We start from the raw sequence: 24,511 nt of genomic DNA, 5'->3' as shown, positions 1-24,511 counted from the left end.
GATGTTCGAATACTTCCCGGGCAACTACGTCTGGAACCTCGGCGTGGTCGCCACGCTGAACAGCGGCGGGCTCATCGACGAGGTGGACCGCGCCTGCCGGCCGATCCGGGACGCCGCCACCAGGGGCTCGGACGTGGGCACCGAGGACTTCATGGCGGCCTGGACCGCTGTGGTCGACGACCTGCAGGCGCAGGCGATCGACGACGAGAAGGCCGGGCACAAGCGCGCGGCCGGGCAGAAGTACCACCGGGCGACGAACTACCTCGTGCAGGCCGAGCGGATGCAGAGCGCGCGCTCACCGCAGCGGCGGGCGGTCTATCAGCGCTGTCTCGACCTCATGCAGAAGACCTTCGACCTGCTGGATCCGGCGACCACGCGGGTCGCCGTACCGTTCGAGGGCACCCACCTGCCCGCGTACTTCACCTCGGCGGGCCCCGGCGCCCCCTGCGTGATCATGTGGAACGGCCTGGACTCCACCAAGGAGCACATGTACGTTTCCGGCTTTCCCCGGGAGCTGGCCGCCCGCGGCATCTCCACGCTGATGGTCGACTGCCCGGGCAGCGGCGAGGCCCTGCGCTTCGGTGGCCTGACCGCCCGGGTCGAGAGCGAGGACTGGGCCGCCGCCTGCGTCGACCACCTCCTGGCCGGCGGCGAGGTGGACCCGGCCCGGATCGGGCTGGTCGGCTGGTCGCTGGGCGGCTACTTCGCCCCGCGGGCCGCCGCCTTCGAGAAGCGCCTGGCGCTCTGCGTGGCCTGGGGAGCCAACCACAACTGGGGCGCGGTGCAGAAGCGCCGGCTGGACCGCGAGGGTGAGAACCCGGTCCCGCACTACTGGGACCACGTGCTCTGGGTGTGGGGCGAGACCGACGTGCGGACGTTCATCAAGAAGGCTGAGGCCGTACACCTCGACGGGGTGGTCGAGCAGATCACCGTGCCGTTCCTGATCGCCCACGGGGAGAACGACCGGCAGATCCCCCTCGCCTACGCCCACCGGTCGTACGAGCAGGCGATCAACAGTCCCCGCCGCGAGTTGCGCATTTTCACGCCCGCCGAGGGCGGGGCTGAGCACATCGGCCTGGACCACCTGCCGCACGTCAGCGTGTTCATCGCCGACTGGATCGCGGGTGAGTTCGCATGATCGACCGGACCGATCCGGAAGGGGCCATCGCCGCGGCGGCCAAACGCTGCTCGAACTGGGGCCGGTGGGGGGCCGACGATGTCCGCGGCACCATGAACTTCCTGACCGACGCCAAGCGGGCCGCGGCGGCGGCGCTGATCCGGCGCGGCCGCTCGTTCTCGCTGTCCCAGCGCTTCGAGATGGACGGCCCGCAGAAGGGCTGGCGACGGCGGACCAACCCGGTGCACACCATGCTGGACACCGGCACCGACGCGGCCGCCGGCATCCAGGGCTTCCCGCACGGGCTGGGCGGCGCCGACGACGTCATCGCCATGCCGCTGCAGTGCTCGACGCAGTGGGACGGCCTCGGGCACATCTTCGACCACGGGGTGGCCTGGAACGGACGGCCCGCGGGCGAGGTGGTGACCAGCCTGGGCGACGCCGTCACCGGCATCGAGACGGTCGCCGACGTCATCGCCGGGCGCGCGGTGCTGCTGGACGTGGGCCGCGCGATCGGCACCGACGGCGAACTGCCCGACGGCTTCGCCATCACGCGGGAACACCTGGCCACGACCATCGACCGGCAGGGCCCGTCGGCGACGGTCGGCCGCGGGGACATCGTGCTGGTGCGTACCGGCCGGCTGGCCCGGGCCCGCCGCGAGGGCTGGGGCGACTACGCCGGCGGCCCGTCACCGGGCCTGTCGTTCACGACGGCGGACTGGCTGCACGGCACGGAGATCGCGGCGGTCGCGACCGACACGTGGGGTTTCGAGGTACGCCCGAACGAGTTCGACGACGCGTTCCAGCCCCTGCACCAGGTCGCGATCCCGCACATCGGCCTGTTCCTGGGCGAGATGTGGGACCTGGACGAACTGGCGGCGGACTGCGCCACGGACGGCGTCTACGACTGCTGGCTGACCGCCGCACCCCTGCCGGTGACCGGCGCGGTGGGCGCCCCGGTCAACCCGATAGCGGTGAAGTAGGCCTGAGCGGATCACAGTCAGCAAGCCGTTGGATTTCATCGCCCGCCCGCCGTCGCTAGAGCCAGTCCCGGAACTCTCGGGCGAAGTTCTTCAGCCCTCCGACGACACCGTGCTCGGCCCAGTAGTCGCCGGCCTCACTCGAGACCTGCATGACCTTCCCGTACTCCCCAGCCTTGGAAGCCTCGTGGAAGCTCTCCATCGCTGACGTGTCACCGGTCACCAGCCCTTCGCCGAGCGCGGTGACCGCGCCCGACCCGCCTCGGTACATTCTGGTCAGCTTGTAGTTCGCGGGCAGCGCGAAGTCGATGATCGCCGTGGCCGGGTTGGCGACGACGAGTGCGCTGGAAGCCCCGCTCATCGTCGCGTCAGCGATCTTTCCGGTCGTGGTCCGGTTCTTCGACGTCAGGTACGCGTTGACGCCGTCGAACACGGCCGCCGCCCCGACCAGGATGCGACCCACCCACGGGGATGTCAGCTTCCGCAGGACAGTGAGCAGCTTGGCGCCCGAGGCCGAGTTCTCCAGCACGCGCAGCAGCTGGTTGACCTTCGGCGCCAGATACCTGCCGACGAACTTCCAGATGCGCCCGGCCGCCTTCTCCTTGGCCACCGCCTCGTGTCCCAGCAGCTGACGGATGCGGGCGAGCAGTCCCTTGGCGACCGCTTGTTCGGCCTTCATCGCCGCCTGCGCTCGACGAAGGGCGACCTTCTGCTGATCGACGAACTGCTGCAGCTTCGCGATTTCGGCCTCGACGACGGCCAGTTGCCGAGCGGCCTTGGGCCCGCCGCCGCCGGAGCTGATCCGGTTGGCCAAACCCCTGCTCACCTTGCGGAGCGACTTGAGCTGCCCAGCTGCGGCGGCGATGGCCTTCTGGGCGTCGTTGTACGCCTGCTTGGCGGCCAGGAACGCCACGATGCGGCCGGTCCGTAGCTGGGAGTACGCGGTCTTCATGATCTTGCTGGCGATCGTCCACGCCGATGAGGCCGGCTTGGTGTCCGGCGAGTTCGGCGCGGCTTCCGGCGTCGGGGCCGAGGGCGGCAGCAGCGCCGCCTTGGCGACACTCAACTCTGCCCACTGGGCGCGTCCCGCCGCCACCAGGGCGTCGAGCTGTGCCGTACCGGATGCGTAGCTGTCGAGTACGGCGTTGCTCTCGAACTCCACGAGCGCAACGATCGCCCCACCGGAGTTACGCCAGATCACCACCGCTGTGTCGTTTCTCGCCCTGGCGCGTACTGTCTGCGCGACGTACGAGTCGGTGACCGCTGAGCCATCGCGTTGCACCAGGAGCGTTGCGGCCGAGTTGCCCGCCAGACGCTGGACGGCCATGATCTGCGCGCGGCTGACGGAGCCCGGCAGAGGCCCGCGCGTCAAGTGCGCCGGCCTGGTGGGCGCAGTCCGGCGTACCTCCGGCGGCGGCCGCAGGCCCGGCGTGGTGTTCGAGGGCAAGGTCGTTGCTCGTCTCATCCGGCCCGGACGCCTTCCTTCGCAACGCGGATCACGAAGCGACCCTAGGGCGCGGACCCCGTACCGGCGGCCGACAGCCGGGCACCGACAAGGGCAGTCTCCCTGGCTTCAAAGGGCATCGGTCCCGCCGGCCACCGGACGTCCGGTGCGAGTGCCGAGGCACCGGCCAGCACGGAAGGGTCAGCCGAACCAGGTCAGGGCCTGGCCGTGGGACCGGGTCCAGGCCAGGGGCTTGCCGTCGAGGGAGAGCACGTTGTAGAGCGCGTCGTCCGGCGGGGCCGGCATCCCGTCGTGGGCCAGGACGTCCGCGGCCTCGTTGGCCACCCAGTGTCCGGGCAGGGCGGTCACCACCTCGGCGAACGCCCTCCGGCGCGGCTCCGGCACCTGGTAGAGCACTGAGGTGTGCAGCACCACGAGCGTCGCACCGGCCGGGGCCCGGGCGGCCAGGGCCGAAAGGTCGTCGACCAGGTCGCCGCGGATCAGCAGCGGCGGGTCGGCGGCGGCGACAGCGGCGGCTTCCTGCAACCGGGTACGGCGGTGGTGGTGCTCGGGCCAGATCAGGGCGTCGAGCCAGGCGATGTCCGCCGGGTCGGTGACGTCCAGCGGGTTCAGGTCGAGGCCCGCACGCCACACCACCCGCGGGAGCGTGTCCGGTGGGACGAGTCCGGTCGCGCTGCATTCGAGGAGCGGCGTTCCAGTACCGAGAGTGTGGTCGCCGTAGCGGTAGGCGTACCGGTCGGGATAGAGGCAAAGCCCGGCCGAAGCACCGACCTCGATCAACGCCAGCGGCTGCGGCAGCGCCGCCAGGACCGGCAGCAGGACGGCGCACCGGCCGGGCTCGTTGGTCTGGGTGGCCCGGGTACGCATCCGCGGCTCGATCGCCGGCCAGTTCGCCCGCGCCCAGGCCCGGAACTCGTCCGGCTCCCGCACCGGCCCGCCGAGCGAGCGCACCACCGCGAACAGCAGATTCGGCTGCTGTTTCTCGGGCGGCAGCGTGCCGATGAGCCCCAGCAGCCCGGCATCGGCGGCGACCGCGTGCGACAGGCGTTCGTACGTGGGCGAGATCCCGTGAGCCTCACGAGCGGCGAACTCGGCGTACCGGTCGGCGATGGTCATGCTGTCCTGTCTACCGCTGCTGCACGTCGGTCAGAACGGGCTTGATGTCGAGGACCGGCGTCCCGTCGAGCGCTTCGAGGGCGGCGACCGTGACCACCCCGGCCGTGACACCGGCCACGGTGACCTCGTGCAGGCCGATCGGATTCGGCCGGTCCTGCGACCGGGTGCTGAACACGCCCGTCTGCGCGCGCCCGGGATCGTCGCGGGGCCGCACCCGCAGCGTCGCCCGGTCCGCCCGGTCCAACCAGGTCAGCACGACGATCCGGTCGCCGGCGCGCAGGTCCGCGGCGGCCGGGGCTGCCTCAGCAGTCAGCTCGATCCGCGCCGGCGGCGCGCCCTCGTCGGGCTGGCGCGGCGCCTCGCGCGGGTCGGTGAGCGGGGACCGCACCAGCCCGATCGGCACCACGACGATGTCCGGCATCCCTACCTCCCGTTCGGCGGCGAACCCCGAGCCTACGACCGGGCGAGCTCCTTGCGGACCTGCGGCAGGACCTCCGTGCCGATCGCCGCCGGTGAACTACACGGCAGTAGTTCGCGGGCGGTCGTGTGGCCCTGATCAGCAACGGGTAGCCCGAACGGGTGACCATGCCCGAGGTGATCCCGCCGATGCTGGCCGAGGCCGGCCCGCTGCCGGCCGGCGACGCCTGGTCGTACGAGTTCAAGTACGACGGCGTCCGCGCGATCGCCTACGTCAGCGACGGCGGGGTCCGGGTGCTGTCCCGCAACAGCAACGACGTCACGGCCACCTACCCGGAGCTGGGCGCGCTCGCCGACCTGCTCGACGGCCGGTCGGCGATCCTGGACGGTGAGATCGTCGCGCTGGACGCCGGCGACCGGCCGTCCTTCGCCAAGCTCGCCAACCGCATGCACGTCGCCGCGCCCGGACCGACGCTGCTGGCGGCGGTGCCGGTCGTGTACTACGTGTTCGACGTGTTGTGGCTGGATTGCGAGTCGCTGCTGGACGAGCCGTACGACCGGCGCCGCGAGGTGCTCGCCGAGCTGACCCTCGAGTCCCCGGCGGTGCGCACGCCGCCGTACTTCGCCGGGGTCGACGGTACGGCGATCCTGCGCGCGGCCGAGCTGGGCGGCCTGGAGGGCGTCGTGGCCAAGCGGCGCACCAGTCCCTACCGGCCCGGCCGCCGCTCAGCCGAGTCGTGGACCAAGGTGCCGCTCATCCGTACCCAGGAGGTGTTGATCCTCGGCTGGAAGCCGGGAGCGGGCCGCCGGGCCGGCATGATCGGCTCGCTGCTGCTCGGGGTCCTGGACTCCTCGGGTGTCCCGCGGTTCGCGGGGCACGTCGGCACCGGCTTCACCGAGGTCATGCTCCGTCAGCTCCAGGAACAGCTCGCGCCGCTCGCCCGCGCCACGCCGCCGGTCTCCGACGTCCCCCGCGAACACGCCCGGCACGCCCACTGGGTCGAGCCGGTGCTGGTGGGTGAGGTCGCCTTCCGTAACTGGACGCCCGACATGCGCATGCGCCACCCCTCGTGGCGGGGGCTGCGGCCCGACCGTACGCCGGCCGAGGCCCGCCGGCAGCCGGCACCGACCGTCCCCGCCCCGGCCGAGGTCGAAGGGGCGCTGGCCACGCCGGACGGCAGGTGGCGGGTCGAGGTGATCCGGCGCGACGGGCAGCGCTCGTACCGCCTGCTGCACGCCGACAACGTGCTCGACGGCCTGGACCTGGCCGCGGTGGAACAACTCCTCGGCCGCGCCGGCGTCGATCTCGGCGACCTCGGCGAGGCCCGCCGGACCGGCGCGGCGTGACCGCTGCCCCGCTACTCGAGGATGAAGGTGGCGTCCGCGCGGTCGGTCGCCGTAGCGACGGGCTGCACGAAGATCAGGTTCTCGTAGTGGCGCAGGTACCGGCCGGGGAAGTTGACCGATTCGAATGACACCGTCCCGCTGCCGGTCAGGCCCGGTCGGCGGGTGAAGCTGGCGTCGGCGTGGAAGGCCGCCGTGCCGTCGTCGCGCCGTACCCAGCCCTCGTAGTTGCTGTGCCGCAGGTAGTAGCCCGGGAAGTTGGTGGATTCCAGCGACACCGTGGATCCGCCGGCCAGACCGGGGACCAGGCGGAACTGGGAGTCGGCGAGCGGCTTGACGCCGGCCTCGATGCGCGCCCGGTACTCCCAGTGGCGCACGAAGCGGTCCGGGAAGTTGGCCGACTTCAGGCGGACCGGGGTGGCGCCGTCGGGCACCGGGATGCCGAGGTCCGGGGTGCCGTCGGCGTTCCAGTAGAGCTTCTGCACCCGGGTACGGCGGTTCGGGTCCTTGAGCGGGTCACCGTTGATCGTCGAGTAGTTGCGGTCGTGGTAGACCAGGATGTCGCTCTGGCCGTCCTCCGAGGTGGTGAAGGAGTTGTGGCCGGGGCCGTACTGGCCGGTGCCGGCGTTGCTGACGAAGACCGGGTCGGGGGTCTTGGTCCAGGAGGACGCGCTGAGCAGGTTGCTGGTGGCCGAGGCGGTCAGCAGCCCCAGGCAGTAGTTGGCGTCGGTCGCGCTGGCCGAGTACGTCAGGAACACCCGGCCGTTGCGCTGGATCACCGCGGGTCCCTCGTTCACCTCGACCCCGCCCCGGCGTTCCCAGGCCAGCGTCGGCACCGCGATCCTCATCGGGGTGCCGGTGATGGTCCACGGGTTGCTCATCCGGGCGATGTAGAGGTTGGAGTTGGTGTCGATGCCGGGCTCCGCCTGCGCCCAGACCAGATACCGCACGCCGTTGGTGACGAAGGTCGAGGCGTCCAGCGCGAAGGTCTCCCAGGACGTACGGATCTGACCCTTCTCGGCCCAGGAGGCAGTGAGGGGGTTGGCGCCGGTGCCCTCCAGCACGTACATCCGGATGGCCCAGACGTCGTTGCTCGCGCCGGCGGCGAAGTAGACGTACCACTTGCCGTCGATGAAGTGGATCTCCGGGGCCCAGATGTGCGCGCCCATGATGCCGCTGGTGTGCCGGCGCCAGATCACCGTCTCCGGCGCGGTGGACAGGCCCTGGATGGTGGTGGCCCGGCGCAGCACGATGCGGTCGTACTCGGGCACCGTCGCGGTGAAGTAGTAGTAGCCGTCGGTGTGCTTGACGATGTGGGCGTCGGCCCGCTGGTTGACCAGCGGATTGGTGTACTGCACCGCGGGTGAGGCGGCCGCGGGCATGGCGCCCGCGAACGTCGCCGCGATCAGACTGAGGATCGCAGCGGCGGCGATCAGGGCTGGGCGCCACCGGCCGGGCCGGGCGGCGGGAATCGCGGGGACGGTCATGCGGGGGCGCCCTTCGTCGAAATGTTTCACCCGAGTTACGCATGAGTGTTAACGGTCACAACGATCGGGTCAAGAGCCGACCGCGGCGACGAAGGCCTCCGCGGTCGTCGACACCGGACGGTCGCTCACCTGACCGTCCCCCACCTCGATGACCCGCCACACCCCGTCCGCGCGCAAGGCGAGGTCCACCGTCACGAACGGCAGCCCCAGCCCCGCGACCACCGGGGTGACCGCGGCCAGGTCGAGCCCGGCCGGCGGCAGCTCGTCCGGGCTGTCCGGATGGGCGCTGACCAGCCGGCACTCCCCTCGCACCCACCAGGTACGGACCTCAGCCCCGGTGAACTCCTCGAACCGGCGCAGCACGAACCCGCCGGTGAACTCGTCACCGCGCAACTCCCGCAACCGGCTCGCCACCCGCCAGGCCGCCGCGGCGTCACCGAGCTCCGGGACGTAGACCGCCTCGTCCCAGTAGTGCTTCATCGACTTGGTCCAGTCCCGCAGCACCGCCGGCCCCGCGCCGAGCCCCGCCCGGGCCGCGTCGAAGGCGGCGCGGTCGGCACCGGTCGTCCACGTCGTGTCCGGTGTGAACCCGGCCAGCTGTCCGGCCCAGCCCGGCAGCTCGTGGGCGCGGCGGTACTGCTCGGGACCGGTCCGCAGTGTCACACCACGTCCGGACAGGGCTTCGGCCATCGCCGCGTACCGGTCGGCCCCCAGCATCCAGCCCCGGTAGACGGCACCGTCACCGGCCGGCACCCGGGCCACCGCGGCGTCCGCCGCGCCCGCGGCCAGCCCGTCGTGATCGACCAGCGCGACCGTCCATCCGGCCTCACGGGCGGCCGCGGCCTCCGGCGCGAAGTGCTCGTCGGGCCGGCGCGGGCGCAGCACATCAGCGGGAATCAGCATCATCACCGCACCATGGTGACCGGTGCCGTCCGTACTAGCGCGGAGGGTCGGCCCAGCGGCGTTCGATGGTCACCGTCGTGCCGGTCGCCGTCGAGGTGACCCGCACGTCGCCGTACGCGTTCATCAGCAGCGCCCCGCGGCCGCGGTCACGGGCCGGTGGCCGTTCCCGCCAGCCGCCGAAGTCCCGCACCACCACCCGGACCAGCCCGTCCGCGACCTGCAGCCGCACCTCGACCTCGGGGCGGCTGGGCCGCTGGGCGTGCTCGACGGCGTTGTTGACCGCCTCGGTCGCCGCCACCTGCAGGTCGTCGAGCAGGTCCGGATCGATCCGGTCGCCGGACAGCGCCGCGCGCAGATCGCGCCGCATCGCCGCGGCGGCCGTCGGCGCCAGCGGATAGACCCAGGTGGCGTCGACCTCCGGCAGTTCGGCGACGGCGGCCGACACCACCGGTCCCCGCCGGCGCACGGCGACGACCGCGACGTCGTCCCGCAACGGCTCGGCGACACCGGCCAGGACCGCTTCGACGACCGTGGCCGCCGGGGCGCCGTTCGCGTACGAGACCCCGGCGCGTTGCAGCAGCCGCTCCGGGCCTTCCGTGGCGACCAGCCCGTCGGTGAACAGCACCAGCTGCGCACCGGGCGGCAGCAGGTCCTCGTTCTGCTCGTAGGTCGCCGCGGCGGCGCTGAGCGGCGGCCCGACCGTTCCGGCCAGCAGCCGGGTTCCCTCGCCCGGGGCGCTGCGCACCGGCGCGGGATGACCCGCGCTGCACCACGAGAGCTCGCCGGTGGCCGGCTTCAGCCGGGCCACGAGCAGACTGGCCGAGAACGGCGCACCCAGGCGGGACAGCAGCGTCGCGACGCGGGTCAGGACGGGCGCGGGGGCCGGGTCCTCGACCGCGTACGCCCGGACCGCGTTGCGGACCTGCCCGCTGGTCACCGCCGCGCCCAGCCCGTGCCCGGCCACGTCACCGATGCTGAGCACCAGGTCGCCGCCGGGCAGCGCGACGACGTCGTACCAGTCGCCGCCGGCCTCGCCGGTGGCCGGGCGGTACTGGGCCTGCAGGTCCCAGCCCTCCGGTGCGGGCAGGCTCTCGGGCAGCAGGCTCTGTTGCAGGGTGAGGGTGAGCTGCCGTTCGTGCTCGAGCTGCCAGGTGCTCTGCGCCAGCGAGGCCAGCATGGTGGCCATCGAGTCGAGCAGGGCCCGGGCGTCGTCCGCCGGCGGGCCGGCCGCGCCGACCCGTACGGCGATGCTGCCGAGCCGGCTCCCGTCGGCTCCTCGCAGGACCGCGGTCAGGGTGCGGGTGTCGCCGATGGCCTCCCCGGTGCCCGTCGGCGGCGCGGTGAAGCGCAACGGGGCGTGGTGCTCGTCGCCGTCCAGCTCGGTCACCGCCCGTACGCCGCCCAGCAACGCCCGGGCCTGCTCGGTGGCGGCCTGGAACGCCTCCTCCAGCGCCCGGCCGGAGGCGATCACCGCGGCGGTGTCGGCGAGGACCCGCAGCTGCCGGGTGTGGGTGCCGCGCAGCCGGGCGAGCCGCAGCGTGGTGCGGACCCGGGCGACCAGCTCCGCGGCGGTGAACGGCTTCACCACATAGTCGTCCGCGCCCACCTGGAGGCCCTCGACGCCGGCCTCCTGACCGGCGCGGGCGGACAGCATCACGACCGGCAACGCCTCGGTGGCCGGCTCCCGGCGCAGCGCCCGGACCAGGCCGAAGCCGTCCAGCCGCGGCATCATCACGTCGGTCAGCAGCAGGTCGGGCGGGTTGCGGGCGATCGTCTCCAGCGCGGCCTGCCCGTCCGCGACCGTGTCGACCTGCCAGCCCTGCGCGCCGAGCAGCCGTACGAGATAGGCCCGCATGTCGCTGTTGTCGTCGGCCACCAGGATCCGGGCCGCGGGCTGCTCCTCCGCCGGGCCGACGGGCACGGCGGGCGGCGCCTCGGCGCCGGCGTCGTCGTCGTCGAGCCAGCCGGTCACCTCGCGGACCGCCGCCTCGGCGGTGGAAAACGCCGGCGTGGCCGCGGGCTCCGCGACCGGCTCGACCGCCGTCCACGGCAGGGACACGGTGAAGGTGGTGCCCTCCCCCGGCGTGCTCTCGGCCTGCACGTCGCCGCCCTGCAGCCGGCTCAGCTCGCGGACCATCGCCAGGCCGATGCCGGTGCCCTCGTGGCTGCGCGAGCGCACACCCTGGACCCGGTGGAACCGGTCGAACAGCCGCGGCAGCTGCGCCGCGTCGATGCCGATGCCGGTGTCCGTGACCCGCAGCCGGATCCGCTCGTCGTCCGCCGCCAGCGTCACCCGGATCTCGCCGACGAAGGTGAACTTGAGGGCGTTGGAGATCAGGTTGGTGACGATCTTCTCCCAGTTGCCCGGGTCGACGGCGACCGGCCGGGGCAACGGCGGGCAGTCCACGACCAGGCGCAGCCCGGCGCGCTCCACGGCGGAGCGGAAGACCCCGGCGAGCTCCGCGGTCCAGGTGGCCAGGTCGAGCGAGCGGGGCGCGTGCCCGGCCCGGCCGGCCTCCAGGCTGGAGAACGTCAGCAGGTCGTTGACCAGGCCCAGCAGCCGGTTGGCGTTCCGCCAGGCGGTGTCCACCCGTTCCCGCTGCCCGGCCGGGAGCGGCTCGTCCCGGTCGGCCAGGGCGTCGGCGAGCGGGCCGAGCATCAGTGTCAGCGGGGTGCGGAACTCATGGCTGACGTTGGTGAAGAACCCGGTCTTGACCCGGTCGAGCTCGGCCAGCGCCTCCGCGCGCTCCCGTTCCTGCTGGTAGGCCTGCGCGTTGCGGACCGCGACAGCGACCTGCTGGGCGAGCAGCTGCAGGAAGGACCGGTACGTCTCGTCGAGGCCGCGGCTGGGGCTGATCCCGGTGAGGATGACCCCGACGGGCTGCTCGCGGTCGGCCGACGGCAGCGGCTGCGCGACGGCCGCCCGGACCGGGTCACCCCACGGACCACCGGTCACGGCCAGCCGCTTCACCACGTCGTCGGTCCGGGCGGTGCGGCCCGCGGCGGCGGCCCGCAGGCCCCAGGGATCGTCGCCTTCCGGGTACGCGGATTCGGCCGCCGCCTCCCCCAGACTCACCGACGCGGGCAGCGCCGCCTGCACCGGACTGTTGTCGGCGTCGGCACCGACGCACGCCGCCAGCCGCAGCGACCCGCCGTCCCGCAGGTAGATCGCGGCGAACGGCACGTCCAGCGGCTGCTCGCCGATCACCGCCGACAGCCGGGCGCAGGTCTGGGCGACATCCACCGGATCCGTGCCCGCCGGCAGCGACAGGTCCCGCAGCAGGCGCAGCCGCCGCTCCCCGACGATCTGGTCGGTGACCTCGCTGCAGACGGTGAGCACCCCCATGGTGGTGCCGTCGTCGTCGCGGGCCGGGGCGTGCGAGACGCTGAAGTACGCCTCCTCGCGGAAACCGGCCCGGTCCAGCACCAGCTGCAGGGCCGGCACCCAACTGGCCACGCCGGTGGCCATCGCGTCGAGGATGAGCGGCTCGAGCACGTCCCAGCTGTCGGCCAGGGTGACCCGCACGTCGCCGCCGAGCGCGGCCGGGTGCTGGTCGCCGATCAGCGCGGAGTACGCGTCGTTGTAGAGCTGGGTGAACCGCGGGCCCCACAGCAGCAGCATGGGATAGCGCGAGGACAACACGATGCGTACGGCGGCACGCAGGCTCTGCGGCCACCCGCCGACCGGACCGAGATCCGTGGCGGCCCAGTCCAGCCCGGCCATCAGCCGTCCGGCGGTGCCCCCGTCGGCGAACAGGTCATCCGGCGACATCAGTACCGATCACCGGTCATGCGCGAGCCCCACCTCCGGCCGGCGCGGCCGACCCCGTTGACGTTGACCAGTGTCCTTTACCCCGTCGGTCGACTTTCGCACACGCCCGGGGGCCCGCGCCGCGGAGGTGGGCCGCGACGCTCGTATCACCCGCGCGGGCTCCCCGCCGACGACGCTAGGTTCGGAGGATGAGAACCCTCGGGGAGGCGGCGCTGCCGCGCAGCGGACCGGCGGCACAGGGCGTCGACGTGTCCGGGATCGGGCGGTTCGTCACCGCGGTCGCCGCGCTGAGCGACGCGGAACTGCACAGCCTGATGGTGCTGCGGCACGGGCACGTGGTCGCGGAACACTGGTGGCCGCCGTACGAGCCGGGCACGCCGCGGCTGGCGTACTCGGTGAGCAAGAGCTTCACCTCGACCGCGCTGGGCTTCGCGGTCGACGAGGGCCGGGTGGACCTGGACGCGACCGTGCTGTCGTACTTCCCGGAGTTCGACGCGGAGGTGACCGACGAACGGTCCCGCGGGATCCGGGTCCGGCACGTGGCGGCGATGGCCAGCGGGCACGACGGCGACGCCATCGAGCGGGCCTGGACAGCCGGCGCCGGTGACATGCTGCGCGGCTTCCTGCTCACCCCGCCGGAGCACGATCCGGGGACGGTGTTCGCGTACAACCAGCCGTGCACCCATGCGCTGTCGGCGATCATCCAGCGGGTGAGCAAGGAGTCGCTGACGGCGTACCTGCGGCCCCGGCTGTTCAAGCCGCTGGGCATCACGCGGATGGGCTGGACCCGCGACCCGCAAGGGCGCGAGATCGGCTTCTCGGGTCTGCACGTGCCGACCGAGGCCATCGCCAAGCTGGGCGAGCTGTACCTGCGCAACGGCGCCTGGGCGGGCCGGCAACTGCTGAGCCCGCAGTGGGTCGAGGAAGCGACCCGCGCGCACATCACGACCGGCATCCCCGAGACGGACTGGGACCAGGGGTACGGCTTCCAGTTCTGGCGCAGCCGGCACGGCTACCGCGGCGACGGCGCGTACGGCCAGTTCATGCTGGTCCTGCCGGAGGCGGACGCGGTCGTGGCGATCACGTCGCAGAGCCTGGACGCCCCGGGCGTACTGGAGGCCGTGTGGACGCACCTGCTGCCCGCGCTGACTGCGGACGCGCCGCCCGGCCACGTCTGGACGCCTGGGGCCGTACCCCTGCCCGGTCCGGCGGCCGACGGGCCGCAGCCTGACCGCACGCCGCTGACCTTGCGACCGGGAACCGGCAATCAGCTTCCCGGCCTGCACACGGTCCGGCTGGTCACCGGACCCGACGAGATCCGGCTGCTGGAAGGCGACTCCGAACTGGCCGCTGCCCTGGGCGCACCGGGCGCATGGACCACGACGGGCCCGCTGGCCACCGCATCCGCCTGGGCCGACGGGCAGCTGCACGTCGACGTGATCTTCGTCGAGACGCCGCACCGCCTGCACCTGCGGCTCGACCCCGCGGCCGGGACGTTCGAGGCCCGCTGGGAGACCTCACCGCTCGGCGACCCACCGCTGTCCGAGCTACGCGTGCCCCGCTGACCGCCGGGCAGCCACATTCAGCCAGCCGGCCAGCGCGGCGAAGTCGGCATCCGTCAGGCCGGTGCGCGGATCGGCCCGGTGCAGCAGCGCCCGCCCGGGATGGCAGGCCGCCACCCAGCGGCGGTCCCGGTCGGTGACCTCGTCGTCGACCCAGACGAACGGCCGCCCGGACGCCCACCGGACCAGCCCGGCGGTCTTCCAGTGCCGGCCGCCCACCGGATCGTCCTCGCTGTCGGGCCAGGTGACGACGGGCAGGCCAGGCAGGCCGAGCCGCGGCGAGATCACCTCGTTGGCGTGCTCGCCCCACGTCGTGGCCCAGACCAGTTCACCGGGCAACGCGAGCAGCTTCGGCCCGTCCGCCGGGTCGAGGCGGCGCAACAGCGGGTGGGCGCCGGGCTCCGGATCCGCGGCCGGGTAGCGGCGGCCCGAGCCACCGAACGGGATCAACGGCCCGTCGACATCGAGGAAGATGATCGGGCGGTCGGCGGCGGCAGGCATCGCCGGCATTGTACGAACGCCACGTCCTATTGCCGCCAGACCCGGGCGGGATGCCCGCGCAGGGTTGAGGGCATGACGAACCGACTTGACGGCAAGGTGGCGCTGGTGACCGGCGGCGGGCGGGGCATCGGTGCCGCGACGGCGGTGCGGCTGGCTCGCGACGGCGCCGATGTCGCCCTGACGTATCTGCGGGACAAACAGCGGGCCGAGGAAGTGGCGCACGAGATCACGATGCTGGGGCGGCGGGCGATCGCCGTACCGGGCGACAGCGCCGACCCCGCGGCCGTGGTGGCCGCCGTCGACCGGGCCGCCGCCGAGCTCGGCCGGCTCGACATCCTGGTCAACAATGCCGGCGCCTTCCTGCTCGGGCCGGTGGAGGAGCTCGGCCTGGCCGAGTTCGACCAGACCATCGCGGTCAACGTCCGGGCGCCGTTCGTCGCCGCGCAGGCGGCGCTGCGGCACCTGACCGGCGGCGGACGGATCATCTCCATCGGCAGCAACGTGGCCGAGCGGGCCGTCTTTCCCGGCTTCACCCTGTACGCGCTGAGCAAGACCGCGCTGACCGGCCTGACCAAGGCCCTGGCCCGGGAACTGGGCCCGCGGGCGATCACCGTGAACCTGGTCAACCCGGGTCCGACGGACACGGACCTGAACCCGGCCGACGGCCCGAACGCGGGCGCCATCAACGCCCTGACGGCGCTGGGCCACTACGCGGAACCGGCTGACGTGGCCGCGGCCGTGGCGTTCCTGGCGGGCCCGGACGGACGCTATGTCACGGGCGCGACCATCAACGTGGACGGCGGCTTCACGGTCTGAGTTGCGGCGGGCGGCGATCCGGGCGCACGGCGATGGTGATCAATGGCTACGCATCGTAGCCTCTCGATACCATCCTGTGACCATGGAGGACGCCATGCACGTTCCCCTGATTGTTGCGTTGCTGCTGGCCGGACCGGTGACCCCGGCCCCGGCAGCCGCGCTCGTCCTGCCGACACTGGCCGTCGGCGCCACCACCTCCAGTGCCGACACCGTCGGCAGTGGCAACACCTGCGCCGGTTTCCTCGACGAGCGTGCGCATCTCGGGCCGCAGCTCACCGTCCGCCGGGTCTTCACCTCGGCCGCCGCCCTGCCGCCCGCGGACGCGCTCAGCTGTCAGCAGACATACGGCGCGACGCTCTGGTACTCGTTCAAGACGACCTGCACGCCGGTCGCCGTCGCCGCCGGCACCTGTGACGGGGAGATCCAGGCGATCGCCGCGGCGATGCCGGCGGGGAGCTACCTGACGTACTACCACGAGCCGGAGGACGACATGACCGGCGTGCAGTTCGTGGCCGCGTTCACCCGGGTGTACCAGCAGAGCAAGGCGGTCAACGCCACTGTGAACGTGGTGCCGGTGCACATGGCGTATCAGTGGCGGTCGGGCTCGGTGTACGTGACGAACAACGGCACCGGCGGGGACCGGGAGGTGCGGGACTGGGTCGTGCCGGTCGCTTATGCCGACGCGTACGGGATCGATCTGTACTGGCAGGCCAGCACCCGCGGCAGCGAGCCGGACGACCCGGTCAGCGTCGGCAGCGACCCGCGGATGCTGCGCTGGTACGGCGCATTCGGCACCCTCGGCCGTCCCCTGACGCTCACCGAGTGGGGCATCGACGACGACCAGGGCGTCCGCGCGTCGCGGGGACCGGCGATCCGCGCCTCCCGCACGTGGCTGGCGTCGCACGGGTTCCAGGTCGTCTGTTACTGGCAGCATGACAACTGGTATCTGGGCACGTCGGTCGTGCCCGCCGGTGGTTACGCCGACCCGGACGGCGTCGCCGCGTACCAGGAGCTGGTGGCCGCGGCGACGCCGTGAGGTCAGCGGATCCGCACCTGCACGGCCCGCACCGGGCTGGTGTTGCCGGCCCGGTCGGTGGCCCGGTATGACACCCGATGCGTGCCGCCCCGGACCTTGACCGGGGCCTTGTAGGTCTGCCAGGACCCGCGGTCCACCCGGTACGAGATCCGCTCCACCCCGGAGCCGCCGTCCTTGGCGCTCAGCGTGACCGTGACCGGTGACCGGCCGACCCGCACCGACGCGCTGACCGCCGGCGGCTGGGGGTCGCGCCGCACGGTGAGCGTGCCCGGCGCCGACACGTTGCCGAAGTGGTCGGTCGCCCGGTAGGTCACGGTGGTCACGCCGGCCGGCAGCGGCACCGGGCCGGTGTAGGTCTGCCACTTGCCGCCGGCGGTCCGGTATTCGCGGGACGCGATGCCGGACGGGTCGGTGGCGGTGACGACCAGGGCCACCGGGCCGGTGAACCAGCCGTGCCGGCCGGTCGGCTGCCGCGGGTCGGTCAGCCCGGTGACCGCGGGGGCGGTCACGTCCGGCTGCAGCGGCACGGTGACTTGCTGCGGGGTCTCCTGGTTGCCGGCCCGGTCGGTGGCCTGGAACGCGAGGCGGTGCACGCCGGTGAGGGTGGACGGCTTCGCGTACGGCTGCCACGCGCCGTCGTCGACGCGGTAGCTGATCGAAACCACGCCCGAGGCGGTGTCCTGGGCGCTGAGCGTGACCGTCGAGGCGTTCCCCGCGGTCCGCACCGCGACGGCGGACATCGGCGGTTCCGGGTCGACCCGGACGGGCAGCTCGGCGACCGGGCCGAGGATCAGGTTCGCGCCCCGGGCCCGGTGGCGCACGGTGTACGAGCCGGCCGGCAGCGGCACCGGTTCGGTGTACGCGGACCAGGCGCCGTCGCTCAGCGCGTACTCGATCGTGCTGTTGCCCGCGCCGCCGCTGAGGGTGAGGGTCGCCCCGGCGCCGTACCAGCCGTCGGTCCCGGCCCGGGAGATCGCCGCCTGCGGGGGCACGCCGGTGTAGGTGAGCGGGTCGATGCTCTCCAGGGTCGGGATGACCGGGGTGATGGCTCCGGTGGTGTCGAAGTAGAGGCGGTCGATGGTGGTCTCGCGATGGAAGCCGTCGCCGCCGGTGAGCGCGAAGCGGTGGTACGCGATGTACCAGTCGTCGGTCCCCGGCACCTGGATGATCGAGCTGTGCCCGGGGCCGAGGATGCCCTGTGCCGGGTCCTTGGCCAGGATCACGCCGCGGGCGGTGAACGGCCCGTACGGCGAGCTGCCGGTCGCGTAGGCGACCCGGTAGTTCTCGCTGCCGGTGTCGTCGACGGAGTAGCTCAGGTAGTAGGTCCCGTTCCGTTCGTTCATGAACAGGCCCTCGCGGAAGTCGGTGAGCCCGCCGATGGTCTGCCGCTCGGCGACGTCGATCGAGGTCATGTCCGCGTTCAGCGGCGCGACGTAGGCCTTGCCGTTGCCCCAGTACAGGTAGCTCTGCCCGGTGGTGTCGGTGAACACGGCCGGGTCGATCTGCTGGGCTCCGGCGTAGTCGTCGCGGTCGATCAGTGGCGCGCCGGAGTCGGTGAACGGCCCGAGGGGCGAGTCGGCGGTGGCCACCCCGATGTTGCCCGCGGCGCAGTAGTAGAAGTAGTACTTGCCGTCGGCCGAGGCGATCGCCGGGGCCCAGGCGTTGGTGTGCGCCCAGGACACGTCGGCCAGGTCGAGGATCGTGCCGTGCTCGGTCCAGGTGGCCAGGTCGGTCGAGGACCACGCCTTGAAGGTGGTGCTCCCCCAGCCCGCGATGCCGTCGGTGGTCGCGTAGAGGTAGTAGGTGTCGCCGAAGCGGACGATGTTCGGATCGGCGTTGAGGCCGGGCAGCACCGGCGAGCGCAGCACCCGGGTGGTGACCGTGTAGGTGCGGGTCGCGCCGGTGGCGCTGGTGACGGTGATGCGCCGCGCGGTGGACCAGTCGCCGGCTCCCGCGCCGGTGACCGTGGAGGTGCTCGCCACGGTGAAGACCGGGTTGAGGTTACGGCGGTCGGTGCCGGGGCGGACCGGCAGCACGACGGTGCCGGCCTCGCTGTCGATCAGGGCCGGGGCCTTGAGGCTGTCCAGTGTCACCGCGGAGACCGTGGTGGCGTTGCCGCCCAGCTGGGCGACCTCGGCGGCGGTGAGGGCCCGGTTGTAGATGCTGACGTCGCGCATCCGGCCCTTGAAGTACTTGTCGGCGGCGTACACCGAGCGGCCGAGGTAGTTGGCCTTGGTGACGCCGTTGCCGATCGAGCCGGGGGTCACGGTGACCGCGGTGTTGCGGGCCACCTGCCGGCCGTCGAGGTAGAGCGTCGCGGTGCCGTCGCCGACGGTGTAGGTCAGCGTCCGCCACGAGCCGCGGCTCAGGGCACTGCCGGTCGCCGTGCCCTGTTCGGTGGTCCAGTTGCCGGAGGCGATGGCCGCGCGGTAGTTGTCGCCGGTGCTGAACACGTACCCGTTGCCGGTGCCGCCGCTGTCGGTGTTGCCCATCCCCCACAGGAAGTACGGCTTGGGCTGGGCCGGGTCGATCCAGACGTCGGTGGAGACGGTCATGGCGCGCATCCCGGCCATGGCGTTGTCCGGCAGTTTCACGTAGCCGTCGGTGCCGCCGAAGGTCAGGCTGCCGTCGCTCCAGCTCGTGCCGCCGGCGACCGTGGCGTTGTTGCCGTTGCCGGAGGAGTCGATGACCGTGGTGCCGGTGCTCTGATCCAGGGTGTAGTGGGCGACCAGCCCGTCGGCGGTGGCGGGCAGCGGATCGGGCGTGCCGGAGAGCCGGTCGAGTTCGGCCTGGGTGATCGGCAGGACCGTGCCGTGGCGCGGGCTCTTCGGCAGGGCGTAACTCGCCGGCACCTTCCAGGCCGGGGCGTCGAGGTCGTCGGTGCCGAGCGGGATGTAGCCGCGGCCGCCGTACTCGTCGACGAAGAGGTAGTAGTCCGAGCCGGAATCGTCACCGGGGTTGGCTTCGAAGGCGGTCGGGCCCTCCACGGCGGAGGTGCCGGCGGCCTTGCCGATGCAGGAGGCCACGATCCGCCACGCCGGGTTCTTCGGGTCGTACGCGGGGTCGGCCACGTCGTCGACCGCGGTCAGCGAGTCGGCCTGCTCCTGGATGATGTCGCTGCAGCCGGTGACCGCGCCCTCGTCCTTGGTGAATCGGTGGTACTTGCCGCCGTCCTTGATCACGGTGCTGTCGATCCGGGACGAGCCGCGGTCCTGCCAGATCTTCGGCGTGCTGAACGTGACGAAGTCGCGGGTGGTGGCGTAGAGCATCCGGTTGTAGGCGTCGCCGGTGTGCCCGGGGTCGGTCTCGGCGTACAGCTTGGACGCCCAGAAGACGACGTACTGGCCCAGGGTCTCGTCCCAGAACGCCTCGGGGGCCCAGGTGTTGCCGGCCGTCGGCGGTGAGACCAGCACGTGCCGCTGCTGCCCCCAGTGCACCAGGTCGGTGGACTCCCACACCTCGAGGTAGCGGCTGCCGCGGCGCTGCGAGTCGTCCCAGGAGGTGCCGCTGCCGATGGACAGGTCGGTGGCGATCAGGAAGAACTTGTCACCCTCGGGCGAGCGGATCAGGAACGGGTCGCGCAGGCCCTTGGTGCCCAGCGTGGAGGTGAGCACCGGCCGGCCGCCGTTGAGCTCGGTCCAGCGCAGGGCGTTGTTGCCCTGGCTGGCGGCGAAGGAGATCTTCTCGCCGGCGATGCTGTTGCCGGTGAAGTAGGCGAAGGCGTAACCCTTCAGCGGCGCGGCCACGGGCAGCGCGGGCACGGTGGCGGTCAGCGACTTCTCGGCGCTGACCGGGCCCAGGCTGACGGTGGCGGTGAGGGCGACCCGCCGGGCCGGGCTGCCGGCGGCGGGCCGGTGCACGACACCGGTGGCGCTGACGGTCGCGGGGTCCGCACTGGACCACGCGACGGTGGTGCCGTGCAGGCCGGTGACCGGCAGGGTCAGGTTGCCGCGGGCGTCGTCGAGGTTGGTGACGGTCAGCGCGTCGCGGGCCTGCTCGACCTTCTGCGCGGCGCTGAGGGCGGCCTTGACGGTGACCGGGAAGGCGCGGGTGGCACTGCTGGAGCCGCTGGTGACGGTCGCGGTCAGCGTCACGGTGGCGTCGGCGGGCGGCCTGGTCACCGCACCGGCGGGCGTGATCACCGCCGGGTCCGAGGAGGACCAGGAGACCTTGCTGCCGTACGCGGGTCCGGCGGCCGGCAGGCTCAGGTCACCGGTGACCGCCGAGGTGTCCCCCAGGGTCAGCGCCGCCTGGTCCCCCGCGACCCGGGTGGCGTCGGGTATGGCGATCCCGGCCGCCTCGGCAGCGCTCAGCGCCCGGTCGTAGATCCGGAAGTCGCGGATCCGGCCGTGCAGGTAGGCATCCGCGGTGTAGACGGACCGGCCCAGGTAGTTGGCCTTGGTGACGCCCGAGCCGATGCTGCCGGGGGTGATGGTGACGCCGGAGGTGGTCGCCACCGGCTGCCCGTTGAGGTATTCGGTCGCCACGCCGTCGGCGCCGAGGGTGTAGCCGATGCTCGCCCAGACCCCGCGGGGCAGGCCCGATCCGGCCTTGACGGTCTGCTCGGTGCTCCAGTTCCCGCTGGCGATCGCCGTCCGGTAGGGGTCCCCGGTGGCCATCAGATAGCCGTTGCCGACGCCGCCCGCGTCGGTGTTGCCCAGCGCCCAGATCATGTACGGCGTGGCCTGGGCGGTGTCGATGTAGACGTCGGCCGCCACGGTGACCGCACCGAGCCCGGCCAGCACATTGTCCGGCAGCCGCACGTGCCCGTCGGTGCCGCCGAGGACGAGTCCGCCGCCGTCGGGGGCGAAGGACGCGTCACCTCGCAGGACGCCGTCCCGGCCGTGGCCCGAGCTGTCCGGCACCGCGGTGCCCGAGGTCTGGGTGAGGTCGTACCGCAGCACCAGGCCGCCGGTGACATCGGCTGCGGCGGCGGGTGCGGCCGGTGCCACGAGGGCGCCGGCGGCCAGCAGACAGGCAGCGATACGGGACAGGTGTCGGGTGCCGCGACGACGGGGCTCGGCGACCATGAAGGCCTCTATCCAGGGGTGGGAGCCGGAAGATTGCCGAAAGTGTTAACGGTCACAACATGCCTGTCAAGCAACCGACACCAAGCCGAAACACAGCACCTCTCATTCGCCGCTGTCGTTGTCCGTTATGGACCGACCACAAAGCAAAGGACCGGGTCGCCGAGGGCACATATAACCGCCCGCGCGGGACCGGCGGCGCGGCGGCGACCGCGCCACCTTGTGCGACGCCGCGGTAACGGATACGCGACACGGAAGAACGCGGAATCGTTTATCGCACTGCGCCGGACGACGGCATGGCGATATCGGCTATGGTATCGCCAATAGAGGCGGTCACCAGGTGCCGCACCAAAGGCTTGTTCCGGGAGCGACCACATGGCCAAGCAGATCGTCACCCTGCTGACCGACGACATTGACGGCAGCAAAGCGGACCGCACCGTCGAATTCAGCATCGACGGCGTCAGCTACACCATCGACCTTTCCGAGAAGAACGCCGGCAAGCTGCGCAAGGCGCTCGACCCTTACCTGGCCGCCGCCTCCCGGATCGGCCGCAGCAGCACCGCGCGGATCGCCGCGCGCAGCACCGCGCCGGCCCCCAGCCGGGCCAACCGCGACCAGAACCAGGCCATCCGGGAATGGGCCAACAAGAACGGTTACGAGGTCTCCGAACGCGGCCGCATCCCCACCTCGATCGTCGAGGCGTTCCACAGCAAGCGCTGATTCCGCACCCGCCGGTGACGCCGTCGCGAATGCGATGACGACACCCCTCGCAACGGCGTCCCGGCACGCGCGGAGGCCTTTCCCGGCCCTGCCGCGCTTATGCACAAAGTCCGGCCCCCGGCTTCTCTGCCGAAGGCAGAGCGCGACAGCCCACCGGGCGCCGATTTCTGCCCTACGGTCGGATCATGTCCACTGATCAGGTCCGGACCGTCGCCGAGCTCAGCGAAGTGCTGGCCGGCTGGCTGCGCCGGCTCATGCCACCGGGGCCCCGGCTCGACGGGCTCACCACCGACCTCGCGGCCGCCTTCGCCGCCCGCCACGAGCCGGTCGACGCGGCGGGCTGCCAGGCGCTGCAGAAATGCGCGAACGTCCACTCCCGGCACCTGGAGCTGCACTTCGACCCCGCGGGTGCGGAGCAGGCCGACGACGAGGCCAACGGCTGGCCGCCGCCGGACCCCGCACTCGTACGGCGCAAAGCCGCGGGCGTCACCTCCGTCCGGCGACTGGACGACGGCACCTGCGTGCTGACCCTGGACGCGCTCGAGCCGTACGCGATCGCCCGGCCGTACCTCGACGCCGCCCTGACCCTCGCCCACGACTCCACCCGGCTGGTGCTGGACCTGCGTGGCAACGGGGGCGGCGACCCGGCCACCCTGGCGGCGGTCGCGGGCCCACTGCTCGGCGACGACGCCCAGCACCTGTCCGACGTGCTCTACCGGGACCGGCGCCGGCAGTGGTGGACCACCGATTCCCCGGCCGGCAGCGCGCTGACCCAGCCACTGTTGGTCCTGACCAGCCCTCGGACGTATTCCTCGGCGGAGGCGCTGGCGTATCACCTGCAAGCACGCGGCCGCGCGACCGTGGTGGGTGAGCCGACCCGCGGCGCCGCCGACCATGTCACGCCGGTCCGGCTGACTCCGCAGGTGCTGGGCTTCCTGCCCGAGGCCGAGGTCCGCGATGCGGTGACCGGCGGCAACTGGGAGGGCAGCGGCGTGCTGCCGGACATCACCCATCCGCACGCGACCGCCCTGGAAGCGGCTCTCGCCCTGCCGGTCGGGCCGGCGCAGAGCTAGGACGAGCCGCGCTCGTCGAATTTCTGCTGCGCGGCGAGCACGGCCGGCATCTGCGCCTGCAGGTGGGTGAACAACGCGAGCAGCTGCTGCGCGATGCCCTGCCCGGACGGGCTCAGCGAATACTCCACGTGCATCGGGAACGTGCTGATGAGCTCGCGCTCGACGAAGCCGTCGCGTTCCAGGGCCTGCAGTGTCTGGGCCAGGATCTTCTGACTGATGCCGTCGACGCGGCGGCGCAGCTCGTTGAAGCGCAGCGGACCGGACGCGAGCGCGCCCAGCACCAGGCTGCCCCAGCGGCCGGTCACGTGCTCGAGGGTCGTCCGCGACGGGCAGGTACGCGCGAACACGTCGTACAGGTCGGCCATCCCATCATGTTATCCAACGCACATCGCTTTCCAGGGGGTTGCGGTTTCTAAAGGATACCGCAACAGTCGTTGAGAGCTCAACCAACGACAGGAGAGCGCCATGATCGACCGCCGTAGCCTGCTGAGGAACACCAGCGCCGCCGCCCTGGGAGCCGCCGCCCTCGGCGCCGTCGCCGCGGGCACCCCCGCCCTCGCCCACGACGCCGTCCGGACCGGCCTGCTGCCCGACCCGGCCACCACCCCGGTGCCCAACCCGCCGATGCCGTCCGGCCTGAGCCGCGCGGAGCGGGACCATCTGGAGACCTTCGACGAGCTCGACTTCGAGGTCTTCGGCCACGCCGACTGGGCCCGGCTCGGCGAGAGCCACGCGCCGAACATCCGCGTGCACTGGCCCGACGGGCACTACACCGACGGCCTCGACCGGCACACGGCCGACCTGCAGGCGATGTTCGTCTGGGCACCGGACACCCGCATCCTCGAGCACCCGATCCGCATCGCCATGAACGAGTTCACCGCGGTCACCGGGGTCATGCGGGGCACCTTCACCCGGCCCATGCCGGACGGGCGGGGCGGCTTCATCGCACCCACCGGCAGGTCGTATGCGATCTCGATGGCCACCATCGGCATCTGGAACCGCCGCAAGCGCGTGATGGACGAGGAGTTCCTCTTCTGGGACAACCAGAGCTTCTTCGCCCAGCTCGGCCTCTGAGCCGGCGCGGGGGGGGGGGGGGGGGGGGGGGGGGGGGGGGGGGGGGGGGGGGGGGGGGGGGGGGGGGGGGGGGGGGGGGGGGGGGGGGGGGGGGGGGGGGG

General features: G+C 72.5%; 18 protein-coding genes. 9 read left to right on the top strand and 9 right to left on the bottom strand.

All coding sequences use genetic code 11. The annotated features are described in order from the left end of the window. Position 1: 1 nt before the first annotated feature. Complete coding sequence (locus ACZ6S4_RS27835; protein WP_465477713.1) at positions 2 to 1,138, top strand: alpha/beta hydrolase family protein; 1,137 nt, start codon at positions 2 to 4, stop codon at positions 1,136 to 1,138. Then, positions 1,135 to 2,100, top strand: a complete 966-nt coding sequence (locus ACZ6S4_RS27830; RefSeq protein ID WP_465477712.1) for a cyclase family protein — start codon at positions 1,135 to 1,137, stop codon at positions 2,098 to 2,100. The genes ACZ6S4_RS27835 and ACZ6S4_RS27830 overlap by 4 nt, the downstream gene beginning before the upstream one ends. A 55-nt stretch (positions 2,101 to 2,155) precedes the next feature. Here the strand turns inward: ACZ6S4_RS27830 and ACZ6S4_RS27825 are convergent, their stop codons facing one another. The 3 genes from ACZ6S4_RS27825 to tsaA all read right to left on the bottom strand — a co-directional run bounded on the left by ACZ6S4_RS27825 (position 2,156) and on the right by tsaA (position 5,099). Continuing rightward, the gene (locus tag ACZ6S4_RS27825; RefSeq protein WP_465477711.1) at positions 2,156 to 3,301 is read right to left on the bottom strand and encodes a hypothetical protein; all 1,146 of its coding nucleotides are present in this window, start codon (positions 3,299 to 3,301) and stop codon (positions 2,156 to 2,158) included. Between the two features lie 441 nt (positions 3,302 to 3,742). Further along, positions 3,743 to 4,678 carry a DUF2332 domain-containing protein gene (locus tag ACZ6S4_RS27820; RefSeq protein ID WP_465477710.1) on the bottom strand — a complete coding sequence of 312 codons (936 nt, stop codon included), beginning with the start codon at positions 4,676 to 4,678 and terminating at the stop codon, positions 3,743 to 3,745. Positions 4,679 to 4,688: 10 nt separating this feature from the next. Further along, positions 4,689 to 5,099, bottom strand: coding sequence for a tRNA (N6-threonylcarbamoyladenosine(37)-N6)-methyltransferase TrmO (tsaA, locus tag ACZ6S4_RS27815; RefSeq protein ID WP_465477709.1), 411 nt, complete (start codon positions 5,097 to 5,099; stop codon positions 4,689 to 4,691). 164 nt (positions 5,100 to 5,263) lie between these two features. On the opposite strand from tsaA, the gene ligD reads away from it, so the two are divergent. Beyond that, positions 5,264 to 6,442 carry a non-homologous end-joining DNA ligase gene (gene ligD, locus ACZ6S4_RS27810; protein ID WP_465477959.1) on the top strand — a complete coding sequence of 393 codons (1,179 nt, stop codon included), beginning with the start codon at positions 5,264 to 5,266 and terminating at the stop codon, positions 6,440 to 6,442. An 11-nt stretch (positions 6,443 to 6,453) separates the two neighbouring features. Here the strand turns inward: ligD and ACZ6S4_RS27805 are convergent, their stop codons facing one another. The 3 genes from ACZ6S4_RS27805 to ACZ6S4_RS27795 all read right to left on the bottom strand — a co-directional run bounded on the left by ACZ6S4_RS27805 (position 6,454) and on the right by ACZ6S4_RS27795 (position 12,601). Continuing rightward, entirely contained in the window at positions 6,454 to 7,926 is a 1,473-nt protein-coding gene (locus ACZ6S4_RS27805; protein WP_465477708.1) for a family 43 glycosylhydrolase, read from the bottom strand. A gap of 69 nt (positions 7,927 to 7,995) precedes the next feature. Next, entirely contained in the window at positions 7,996 to 8,832 is an 837-nt protein-coding gene (locus ACZ6S4_RS27800; RefSeq protein ID WP_465477707.1) for an ATP-grasp domain-containing protein, read from the bottom strand. Positions 8,833 to 8,863: 31 nt separating this feature from the next. After that, positions 8,864 to 12,601, bottom strand: a complete 3,738-nt coding sequence (locus ACZ6S4_RS27795) for a SpoIIE family protein phosphatase (protein WP_465477706.1) — start codon at positions 12,599 to 12,601, stop codon at positions 8,864 to 8,866. Positions 12,602 to 12,789: 188 nt separating this feature from the next. Between ACZ6S4_RS27795 and ACZ6S4_RS27790 the strand changes: the two genes are divergently transcribed. Beyond that, positions 12,790 to 14,166, top strand: coding sequence for a serine hydrolase domain-containing protein (locus ACZ6S4_RS27790; RefSeq protein WP_465477705.1), 1,377 nt, complete (start codon positions 12,790 to 12,792; stop codon positions 14,164 to 14,166). Here the strand turns inward: ACZ6S4_RS27790 and ACZ6S4_RS27785 are convergent. Next, positions 14,149 to 14,664, bottom strand: a complete 516-nt coding sequence (locus tag ACZ6S4_RS27785) for an HAD domain-containing protein (RefSeq protein ID WP_465477704.1) — start codon at positions 14,662 to 14,664, stop codon at positions 14,149 to 14,151. The genes ACZ6S4_RS27790 and ACZ6S4_RS27785 overlap by 18 nt on opposite strands. 72 nt (positions 14,665 to 14,736) lie before the next feature. On the opposite strand from ACZ6S4_RS27785, the gene ACZ6S4_RS27780 reads away from it, so the two are divergent. Together ACZ6S4_RS27780 and ACZ6S4_RS27775 are read left to right on the top strand one after the other, a co-directional pair. Beyond that, complete coding sequence (locus ACZ6S4_RS27780; protein ID WP_465477703.1) at positions 14,737 to 15,480, top strand: SDR family NAD(P)-dependent oxidoreductase; 744 nt, start codon at positions 14,737 to 14,739, stop codon at positions 15,478 to 15,480. Between the two features lie 94 nt (positions 15,481 to 15,574). Beyond that, entirely contained in the window at positions 15,575 to 16,516 is a 942-nt protein-coding gene (locus tag ACZ6S4_RS27775) for a hypothetical protein (protein WP_465477702.1), read from the top strand. 2 nt (positions 16,517 to 16,518) lie between these two features. On the opposite strand, the gene ACZ6S4_RS27770 is transcribed toward ACZ6S4_RS27775, so the two are convergent. After that, entirely contained in the window at positions 16,519 to 21,546 is a 5,028-nt protein-coding gene (locus ACZ6S4_RS27770) for a family 43 glycosylhydrolase (protein ID WP_465477701.1), read from the bottom strand. Positions 21,547 to 21,918: 372 nt separating this feature from the next. Here ACZ6S4_RS27770 and ACZ6S4_RS27765 point away from each other — a divergent pair, with 372 nt between their 5' ends. Further along, the gene (locus tag ACZ6S4_RS27765) at positions 21,919 to 22,263 is read left to right on the top strand and encodes a histone-like nucleoid-structuring protein Lsr2 (protein WP_360834125.1); all 345 of its coding nucleotides are present in this window, start codon (positions 21,919 to 21,921) and stop codon (positions 22,261 to 22,263) included. A gap of 185 nt (positions 22,264 to 22,448) precedes the next feature. Beyond that, positions 22,449 to 23,336, top strand: coding sequence for a S41 family peptidase (locus ACZ6S4_RS27760; RefSeq protein WP_465477700.1), 888 nt, complete (start codon positions 22,449 to 22,451; stop codon positions 23,334 to 23,336). Here the strand turns inward: ACZ6S4_RS27760 and ACZ6S4_RS27755 are convergent. After that, positions 23,333 to 23,701 carry a winged helix-turn-helix transcriptional regulator gene (locus ACZ6S4_RS27755; RefSeq protein ID WP_465477699.1) on the bottom strand — a complete coding sequence of 123 codons (369 nt, stop codon included), beginning with the start codon at positions 23,699 to 23,701 and terminating at the stop codon, positions 23,333 to 23,335. The two genes, ACZ6S4_RS27760 and ACZ6S4_RS27755, sit on opposite strands and share 4 nt — an antisense overlap. Positions 23,702 to 23,801: 100 nt before the next feature. On the opposite strand from ACZ6S4_RS27755, the gene ACZ6S4_RS27750 reads away from it, so the two are divergent. Further along, entirely contained in the window at positions 23,802 to 24,410 is a 609-nt protein-coding gene (locus ACZ6S4_RS27750) for a nuclear transport factor 2 family protein (RefSeq protein ID WP_465477698.1), read from the top strand. The last annotated feature ends 101 nt before the right edge of the window (positions 24,411 to 24,511 follow it).

It is taken from the genome of Actinoplanes sp. NPDC051405, from assembly GCF_055586185.1.
This window is presented reverse-complemented; position numbering and strand designations above follow the sequence as displayed.

Coding starts and splice junctions, on each gene's coding strand:
- ACZ6S4_RS27805 (WP_465477708.1), bottom strand. CDS start 7,926: ATGACCGTCCCCGCGATTCCCGCCGCCCGGCCCGGCCGGTGGCGCCCA.
- ACZ6S4_RS27755 (WP_465477699.1), bottom strand. CDS start 23,701: ATGGCCGACCTGTACGACGTGTTCGCGCGTACCTGCCCGTCGCGGACG.
- ACZ6S4_RS27750 (WP_465477698.1), top strand. CDS start 23,802: ATGATCGACCGCCGTAGCCTGCTGAGGAACACCAGCGCCGCCGCCCTG.
- ACZ6S4_RS27760 (WP_465477700.1), top strand. CDS start 22,449: ATGTCCACTGATCAGGTCCGGACCGTCGCCGAGCTCAGCGAAGTGCTG.
- ACZ6S4_RS27795 (WP_465477706.1), bottom strand. CDS start 12,601: ATGTCGCCGGATGACCTGTTCGCCGACGGGGGCACCGCCGGACGGCTG.
- ACZ6S4_RS27790 (WP_465477705.1), top strand. CDS start 12,790: ATGAGAACCCTCGGGGAGGCGGCGCTGCCGCGCAGCGGACCGGCGGCA.
- ACZ6S4_RS27780 (WP_465477703.1), top strand. CDS start 14,737: ATGACGAACCGACTTGACGGCAAGGTGGCGCTGGTGACCGGCGGCGGG.
- ACZ6S4_RS27765 (WP_360834125.1), top strand. CDS start 21,919: ATGGCCAAGCAGATCGTCACCCTGCTGACCGACGACATTGACGGCAGC.
- ACZ6S4_RS27835 (WP_465477713.1), top strand. CDS start 2: ATGTTCGAATACTTCCCGGGCAACTACGTCTGGAACCTCGGCGTGGTC.
- ACZ6S4_RS27775 (WP_465477702.1), top strand. CDS start 15,575: ATGCACGTTCCCCTGATTGTTGCGTTGCTGCTGGCCGGACCGGTGACC.
- ligD (WP_465477959.1), top strand. CDS start 5,264: ATGCCCGAGGTGATCCCGCCGATGCTGGCCGAGGCCGGCCCGCTGCCG.
- tsaA (WP_465477709.1), bottom strand. CDS start 5,099: ATGCCGGACATCGTCGTGGTGCCGATCGGGCTGGTGCGGTCCCCGCTC.
- ACZ6S4_RS27770 (WP_465477701.1), bottom strand. CDS start 21,546: ATGGTCGCCGAGCCCCGTCGTCGCGGCACCCGACACCTGTCCCGTATC.
- ACZ6S4_RS27820 (WP_465477710.1), bottom strand. CDS start 4,678: ATGACCATCGCCGACCGGTACGCCGAGTTCGCCGCTCGTGAGGCTCAC.
- ACZ6S4_RS27785 (WP_465477704.1), bottom strand. CDS start 14,664: ATGCCTGCCGCCGCCGACCGCCCGATCATCTTCCTCGATGTCGACGGG.
- ACZ6S4_RS27830 (WP_465477712.1), top strand. CDS start 1,135: ATGATCGACCGGACCGATCCGGAAGGGGCCATCGCCGCGGCGGCCAAA.
- ACZ6S4_RS27800 (WP_465477707.1), bottom strand. CDS start 8,832: ATGATGCTGATTCCCGCTGATGTGCTGCGCCCGCGCCGGCCCGACGAG.